This window comes from Bacteroidota bacterium (assembly GCA_039714315.1).
Taxonomy (GTDB): Bacteria; Bacteroidota; Bacteroidia; order Flavobacteriales; family JADGDT01; genus JADGDT01.
The window spans coordinates 1-7,675 of record JBDLJM010000145.1; the positions used below are offsets into that span (position 1 = coordinate 1).

7 protein-coding genes are annotated in these 7,675 nt (G+C 34.0%); all 7 read right to left on the reverse strand.

What is annotated here, in order from left to right; all coding sequences use genetic code 11:
* The gene (gene argS / locus ABFR62_11925; protein MEN8139129.1) at positions 1-1,776 is read right to left on the reverse strand and encodes an arginine--tRNA ligase; all 1,776 of its coding nucleotides are present in this window, start codon (positions 1,774-1,776) and stop codon (positions 1-3) included.
* A 172-nt stretch (positions 1,777-1,948) separates the two neighbouring features.
* Entirely contained in the window at positions 1,949-2,536 is a 588-nt protein-coding gene (locus ABFR62_11930) for a hypothetical protein (GenBank protein MEN8139130.1), read from the reverse strand.
* Between the two features lie 251 nt (positions 2,537-2,787).
* Positions 2,788-3,474 carry a TIGR00266 family protein gene (locus tag ABFR62_11935; protein MEN8139131.1) on the reverse strand — a complete coding sequence of 229 codons (687 nt, stop codon included), beginning with the start codon at positions 3,472-3,474 and terminating at the stop codon, positions 2,788-2,790.
* A 2-nt stretch (positions 3,475-3,476) separates the two neighbouring features.
* Positions 3,477-4,178, reverse strand: coding sequence for a TIGR00266 family protein (locus ABFR62_11940; GenBank protein ID MEN8139132.1), 702 nt, complete (start codon positions 4,176-4,178; stop codon positions 3,477-3,479).
* 8 nt (positions 4,179-4,186) lie between these two features.
* Complete coding sequence (locus ABFR62_11945) at positions 4,187-4,846, reverse strand: TIGR00266 family protein (GenBank protein ID MEN8139133.1); 660 nt, start codon at positions 4,844-4,846, stop codon at positions 4,187-4,189.
* A 13-nt stretch (positions 4,847-4,859) separates the two neighbouring features.
* Complete coding sequence (locus tag ABFR62_11950; GenBank protein MEN8139134.1) at positions 4,860-5,963, reverse strand: M48 family metallopeptidase; 1,104 nt, start codon at positions 5,961-5,963, stop codon at positions 4,860-4,862.
* Between the two features lie 747 nt (positions 5,964-6,710).
* Complete coding sequence (locus ABFR62_11955) at positions 6,711-7,649, reverse strand: arginine deiminase-related protein (protein MEN8139135.1); 939 nt, start codon at positions 7,647-7,649, stop codon at positions 6,711-6,713.
* Positions 7,650-7,675 lie beyond the last annotated feature (26 nt).

Consider the following 7,675-nt stretch of genomic DNA (forward strand, 5'->3'; position numbering starts at 1 on the left):
TTACATCCTTTCAGGAACATCAATTCCCAGCATGTTCATTGATGATGCAATTACGTTCGCTGTTAATTTTGATAAATCTAACCTGAATGATTTTAATGTATCGTTTTCAGCCTTTAATATCGATACATTTTGATAGAATGTATTGTAAAGCTTCACTAAATCATAGCTAAAATTGGCAATAAGCGCCGGAGAATGGTTGTTTGCAGCTAACTGGATAACATTTGGGTATGTCATCAGGTGCTTAACCAGTTCCTTCTCTTTTTCGTGAAGTTTTAATCCTGCGTAATCGGCCTTTTCAGTTTCTCCTGCATTACGCAATACAGATTTAATTCTCGCGTGCGTATACTGTATGAAAGGACCCGTATTTCCGTTGAAATCTACAGATTCTTCAGGATTGAAAAGCATTCTTTTCTTTGGATCTACTTTCAGCATGAAATACTTTAAAGCTCCCAATCCAATTGTTTTGTACAGCGATTCTTTCTCTTCTTCACTATATCCTTCCAGTTTCCCCAGTTCCTGAGAAATGGTTCTGGCGGTGTCTGTCATTTCGGCCATTAAGTCATCAGCATCAACAACAGTACCTTCTCTCGATTTCATTTTTCCCGAAGGAAGGTCAACCATCCCGTATGACAGATGATAAAGTTTCTCTGCCCAATCGAAACCGAGTTTTTTGAGAATAAGGAATAAAACCTTGAAGTGATAATCCTGTTCATTACCAACAGTGTAAATCATTTCGTTAAACCCAAACTCATTATGACGTTCGATTGCTGTTCCAATATCCTGAGTCATGTATACGGCAGTTCCGTCAGAACGCAGTACAATTTTATGATCTAAACCTTCTTCGGTTAAATCACACCATACTGATCCGTCTTCTTTTTTATAAAAAACGTCTTTTTCCAGTCCTTCGGCAACTACTTCTTTTCCTAAAAGGTAGGTGTTTGATTCGTAATAGTTTTTGTCGAAATCAACCCCCAGGTTTTTATATGTAACATTAAACCCGTCGTAAACCCATTGGTTCATGGTTTCCCAAAGGTTAAGTACTTCCGGATTTTTTGCTTCCCACTGGCGAAGCATTTCCTGAGCTTCTTTGAATATAGGAGCTTCTTTCTCGGCTTGCTCCTTATCCATTCCGTCAGCTACAAGTTTGTTAATTTCTTCCTTGTAAGCTTTGTCGAAAGCCACGTAGTAGTTCCCCACTAATTTATCGCCCTTTAAACCTGTAGATTCAGGTGTTTCGCCGTTTCCAAATTTTTGCCATGCCAGCATCGACTTACAAATGTGGATACCACGGTCGTTGATAATTTGTGTTTTAGCAACATTCCTGCCACTTGCTTTTAAGATTTCAGAAACAGAATAACCCAGTAAATTGTTTCTGATATGTCCTAAGTGCAGAGGTTTGTTTGTGTTTGGCGAAGAATATTCAACCATCGATGAAATGGAATTTTCATCAGCATCAACAAAACCAAAATTTCCTATATTTGAATTACCCTCAATAAAAGAGATGTATGGATTGTCGGAAATCACCAGATTCAGAAAGCCTTTAACTACATTGAAGTTTTCAACTTCGTCAAGTTTTTCTTTAAGATATTCACCAATTTCTTCAGCTGTTTGTTCAGGTCCTTTGCGAGAAGAGCGCAGATAAGGAAACACTACTAAAGTAATATCACCTTCAAAGTCTTTTCGTGTAGGCTGGAAGTCTATAGACTCTATTTCCAAATTATAAAGCGTATTTAATGCTTCTTTAACCCCAATACTAATATTTTGTTGAATATCCATTTTTTATTTTTTATGAGGTTGCAAAATTAGTAATTTAGTATAGAAGCATCAAAAATTGTTTTGACAGAATTTCATTGTTTTATTATATTTCTGCAATGTATTGGTACAAGATGAAAGTTATGGCGGTTATTCAGTTATTCATTTAAACACTTTATTATATAATTAATTCAAATTATAAATATTGCTTATACCCGCTGGGTGGTGTACGTTTTATATTAAATCCAATTCTTAAGTATAGGTTGGGAAACCAACCTTGTTCACTTTGTTCTGTATCATACTTAGAATAATACTCTTTATAATATCCAACACCAAAACCAATTTCAGACATGATTTTCTTACTCAATAATCTCCTCATTCCCCAGGTAGGAGCAATTATTACTCTTGGATAAACACTTGCAGATTCATCTTTAGAAATTACAAACCAGTCTGGAGTAAAAGTAGTTCTTATGGAAAAAAAGTTACCTGAATTACCTTCTATATTTTTAAATCTATTATTTCTGGTTTTTAGGTTGTAATACCACCGTGGTTCTATTGAAATTGAGGGTGTCAGAATACTTCCTTCAGAATTTGAATAATCAAAATCAAATCCAAACTCAGTTCTAAAAGTGATACTTTGAGTAAGTTTTGATTCAAAATGAATCCATGTGCCTAATAATCCTACCTGAATACCAACATTTGATTGTTCAACGCTTGCATTTTGCGAGTAAGCACTTAGGTGAATGAAAATTATTGTGATAGTTAAATAAAGCTTTTTAATCATTGTTGATTTTTATTCTAACGTTCCTGGTATATGTGGCTTTGGACGATTCTTAACTGACAGAATCTTTCAAGTTTAAAGTAGCCCTCCAAAAAAATGTTTATTATCTTATTTTCTAATAAACTGTTTTTGGAGGGCGGACTTTCTCAAATGGAAGAAATTTTCAATTTCATATAACTCCCGCATATGATTTTTTTAGCCGGTGTTATAACCATTTTTTTATTAAGCAATCAAAATATTCTGCCTTTAAAAAGTTATTTTTTGTTCTTCTTTGGTCTAAATGGGTAAATCCAATTTATAAAAGGTGAAATTTTTCTTGTTTGAACCCAAACTTTTCCTTTTCCTGAAAATGTACAAACCAAGCCTTCTCCTGAGAAAAATAATGATTTATATCCTCCAACTGATGAGACTTCGTAATCCAATCCATCTGTAAATGCAACGATATGTCCTGTATCTACAACATAGCCATCTTCTACGTCAATTTCTACAATACCACCATAGGAGTTAAACCACAAATCTCCTTCGCCAGAACATTTTATCAGAAATAAATTTTCTCCTGAGAAAAACCCTTTAATTAATCCTTGAAACTTTGTTTCTACATTAATAGAAAGAGAAGATGCTACATAAGCAGAATTTTGTAGATATATAGTCTCATTATTTAAATAAAGATGCTCTACATCTCCAGGTGTACCTGGCGCAATTTGAATTTCTCCGGCACCATTTTTAGCTTCAAACTCATTAATAAACAACGATTCTCCTGTAAAGAATCTACCAAAACCACCTTTTAGTTTTGTTTTCATCTCAATATTGGTATCCATTGTGGCCATTGCAGAAGCTTCTACTTTTAACTTTTCTCCGGATGGAATATCTACAGTAATAAAACCATAATCGGGCTTGCAATCAAACTTAAATTTAAATCCTTTTTTTTCTATTGTTTCCATTTCTATCTGGGTTTTAATTTAGGACCTAAAATAGCACCAAAAGATGATGTGTTGTGAGATTGAACCCAAACTCGTCCTGTTCCTTTAAATTTACATATTAATCCTTCTCCTCCTAAAAAAGAGCTAATCCAACTTTTACCTGCTTTTGACAAGGTAAAATTCAGCGATTCTTCAAAAGCTACAATATGCCCTGTATCCACAATGTATTCACCATTAATATCTATAGAGTAAATTGCGCCAAATGAATTAAATATTACTGTTCCTTTTCCATTTAAGTTTAACCAGAAAATCCCTTCTTTCGAAAAAAGATTTTTAAACCCTTGCCAATTAAAATCAATTTCAATATCCGGCGACGATGCTACATATGATCCTCCTTGCACAATAATTCCCTCTCCATTTAACTGGTGAACTTTCATGTCTCCTGCTAAAGTTGTACCAAGCCAAACTGTTCCCGGTAGATCAGTAGCTGTATAATGATTCATAAAAAAACTTTCGCCGGACAGCATTCTTTTTAATGCTTTTCCTATTCCTCCCGAACTTTTTTTATGTGTAGTTGTTTTCATTTTTACATTAGGACTCATAGCTATCATAGCCCCGGCTTCAGCAGTAAAATGCTCTCCGGGTTGTAATACAATTTTTGCAGCCGAAGAACCTGGTCCCAGATGTATTTCGGTTTCTAACCCATTTTTAATTAATGTTTCCATAATGCTTTTTAAATATTTCTGTTAACCCATGATGCCAAACCAGAGACACTCCTTGTTTGAATAAAGATTTTACCATTTCCTTCAACTCTGGTAACTAAACCTTCTCCTCCAAAAATGCTGGCAATTATTCCGCCTGATAACTGTGGTTTTAATTTCATAGATGGTTCATAAGCAACAAGGTGACTGGTATCAACAATTACTTCTCCATTAACTTCTTTTTCAAGTAATCCTCCATAAGCTCCGAAAACAACTTTCCCTTTTCCCGAAACCATTAATTTAAAAAGTCCTTCTCCTCCTATCCACGAACCCAATCCGGCATACTTAACACCTAATTTAATTGTTGAATCAGAAGCAATATAAGACCCTCGTTGTAAACAATAACTTTCACCATTAAGCTCTTTTACTTGCATGTCTCCCGGTGTAGGTTGGGTAATTGTAAGGTCTAGTGTTTTCGATGTGTTATTTGTAAAATAATTTACAAACAGTGTTTCTCCTCCAAAAACTGTCTTTATCAAGGCATTAAAAAAACCTCCATTAAATTTTGCCTCCATGTCTAATTCAGATGACATACTTGACATAGCATCTGATTCGGCAACAAAAACCTCTCCCGGCTCTAACTTAATCTGAGCGTGTGCAAAAGCAGGTTTTCCTTTTAACTTTAAATCCATATTTATTTATTGGTTAATTTATTTCGTATAAAATAGCTTCTTTGAAATTTTTGTAATTTAATTCTAAAGGGGTGTATTCTTCTTTTTGTTCTGGCTTATTTTTTAACGAAGTAATTCGTTCTTTTGTATCAGGGTGTGTTGATATAAATGACATAAGGCTTTCTAATTCTGATGATTCATTTTCTTTTTCTAATTTTTCAAAAAAAGTAATCATTCCGTAAGGGTTTATATTTGCTTTTTTTAAATATTCCCAGCCTTTATTATCAGCTTCTATTTCAAATGATCTGCTGTAAGCTAGAGATTCTAATTGACTCCCCATTTCTGTAACTGTGGCTGCAACAGCACTACCATCACCTATTAAAAAAGATACGATGGTAAAAATTCCTAATTTACTAATTGCACCACGTACATGATGTCTTAACGTAACGTGTGCAACTTCATGAGACAATACTCCCGCAACTTCTTCCCACGACTCTGCTCTTGTAAGTAAACCCGAATTAATTACAATTTTACCTCCGGGAAGTGCAAATGCATTTACATTATCATCTTCAATTACAAAAAACTCTAGATTAAATCCTTCCTGTTTAGCCTCATTAATAATTGGTTCTATTGTAGTTGTAATTACATTTAAAATAGAATCGTTATGTAAAAAAGCATAATCGTTCTCTATTGCAATGAATAATTTATCTCCTAACTTTTCTTCCCACTGTACAGGTAATTTATTGGCTAAACTATGAACCATATTATCCTTAAACAGGTAGAGAGAAGTTGCTAGCAATAAAAATAATCCGGCAACAATAGAAATACCCCAATAAACTTCATTCAATCCTTTTTTTGCTTCTTTTATATCGTTTACGAAAGCTTTTGTATTAGTAAGGATGGAATTGTTTAAAATGCGTTTATCTTTTGTGTAAATCGAAATATCTTTTTTGTATTTAGACTTGAGAAAGACAAATTTATTTCCGGCTCCTCCAGTTTCAATAATTAACTCAGATAATGGAAATTCGTATTCAAAATCTTCTACTATGATTTTTACTTTTTGATTTTCAATATGTAAGTCACCTTCCGATCTGCCAAAGGATAATTCCGGATGTATTAATATAGCAGTATAGATCATTGTTGTTTATTAGATGTAAAAGATTGTTTTTAGTCGTTAAAGATATAGTTGTAATTATACAATTCGTCCAAATGTTGCTTAACGTTTCTGCAAAGTTGGGTGTATATAAAAAATTGATAAAGCACTACAAAGCAAAGCCATTTATTGTAAATTGGTTTTCAATAATACAAAAAATGGCTTTGCGGAGCGAACGTTTTCTACTATACTTTTTGGAAAACAAAAATCTTTCTTGCTCCCAATTTTGTATAGCCTTTGTTAGTAGATTGGTTTTGCCTTTAGATTTCAGGGTTAAAATTTGGTATAATTATAGAAAAGAGATTGTAGGGAAGTTGCTTTTGTTTTGATGTTCTCTCCAAGCCGGAGCAAATTTTTCTAAGTACTTTTGACGCGTAAAAATTCCCACAAAGGTTTTATATTGTTTGCGAAAAATAAGGTGTCTTTCAGCAGCATTATCAACTAACAATGATTTTTCCCTGTTACATTTTTTGAGTGTTTGGGTTTTAAAAATTTCCATTCCAAATTTATTCCAGATAGGATGTCTTTGATACTGTTAAGGTCTGTATCATTATGAATAATTATCAACAGAAAACGGTTATTATCATAAAGAAAATTATAGATTTCGGCTCTTCGGAACCTATTATGCAGATTAAGTAAATCCAAATAATTTTGGAGACAAGACTAATATAAATAATAAAAAAAGGGATTCTGTATTGAAATCCCCTTTTTTTTTAAGTGTATAATATTAATTTAAACAGTTTTCGGTAAAAACACCTCAGCCATCATACATCTGGCACTTCCGCCGCCACAGGCTTCAATAGTATCGAGCGAACTATAAATTATAGGGTTGTATTTTTCAATAACTGCAATCTGTCCTTCTGTTAAGCTTTCATAAGCTGATTTTGACATCACCAGGAATTTATTTCCATCAGTACTTCCAACCTGCAACATGTTTCCAGCAAACCGGTCTACCTGACTTTCTGAAATCGGGATAATTTCCTTACCGTCTTCTTTCAGAGATTTAGCCAGAGCTTTTTTCTCTTTTTTATCATCGACAGAGTCGAGGCATACAATTGCGTAATCATCGGCAACAGTCATCATTACATTTGTGTGGTAGATGGCCTCTCTGTTTCCGTTTACGGTTTGATTAGCCGTGAAAATTACGGGAGTATATTCAAAGTCCTCGCAAAATTCAATGAATAGTTCTTCGTCGGTTCTTTCAGATATGGCAGCATATGCTTTTCTGTTTACACGATCCAATACTATAGACCCTGTTCCTTCGAGGAATAATCCGTCATCTTCGGCTTCTGAATAATCAATAACATTTTCAATACTGAGTCCTTTTGACTCTAATATATCCAAAACATCTTCTCTGCGTTCCAGCCTTCTGTTTTTTGCAAACATCGGATAAACCGCTATATTTCCGTTTTGGTGAAATGAGATCCAGTTGTTCGGGAATATAGAATCAGGAGTGTCGGGTTCTTTTGTGTCTTCCACAACTATTACATTTACTCCGCGGCTTTTAAGTTTTAACACAAAAGAGTTGAATTCTTCTAAGGCCTTTTCCTGTGCTTTTTCGTCACTGAGCCCTTCAATTACCTTTTGATAATAATTGTTACAGGCAGTTTCGGCATTGAACCTGAAATTAACAGGTTTTACCATCATTAGTGTGTCGGTGTATTGTTTCATAGTTTATAAGTTCAAAGTCTAAAGTT

Bases quoted from the DNA above. Each gene is read 5' to 3' on its own strand.
- argS (MEN8139129.1), bottom strand. From the start codon at position 1,776: ATGGATATTCAACAAAATATTAGTATTGGGGTTAAAGAAGCATTAAAT.
- ABFR62_11930 (MEN8139130.1), bottom strand. From the start codon at position 2,536: ATGATTAAAAAGCTTTATTTAACTATCACAATAATTTTCATTCACCTA.
- ABFR62_11935 (MEN8139131.1), bottom strand. From the start codon at position 3,474: ATGGAAACAATAGAAAAAAAAGGATTTAAATTTAAGTTTGATTGCAAG.
- ABFR62_11940 (MEN8139132.1), bottom strand. From the start codon at position 4,178: ATGGAAACATTAATTAAAAATGGGTTAGAAACCGAAATACATCTGGGA.
- ABFR62_11945 (MEN8139133.1), bottom strand. From the start codon at position 4,846: ATGGATTTAAAGTTAAAAGGAAAACCTGCTTTTGCACACGCTCAGATT.
- ABFR62_11950 (MEN8139134.1), bottom strand. From the start codon at position 5,963: ATGATCTATACTGCTATATTAATACATCCGGAATTATCCTTTGGCAGA.
- ABFR62_11955 (MEN8139135.1), bottom strand. From the start codon at position 7,649: ATGAAACAATACACCGACACACTAATGATGGTAAAACCTGTTAATTTC.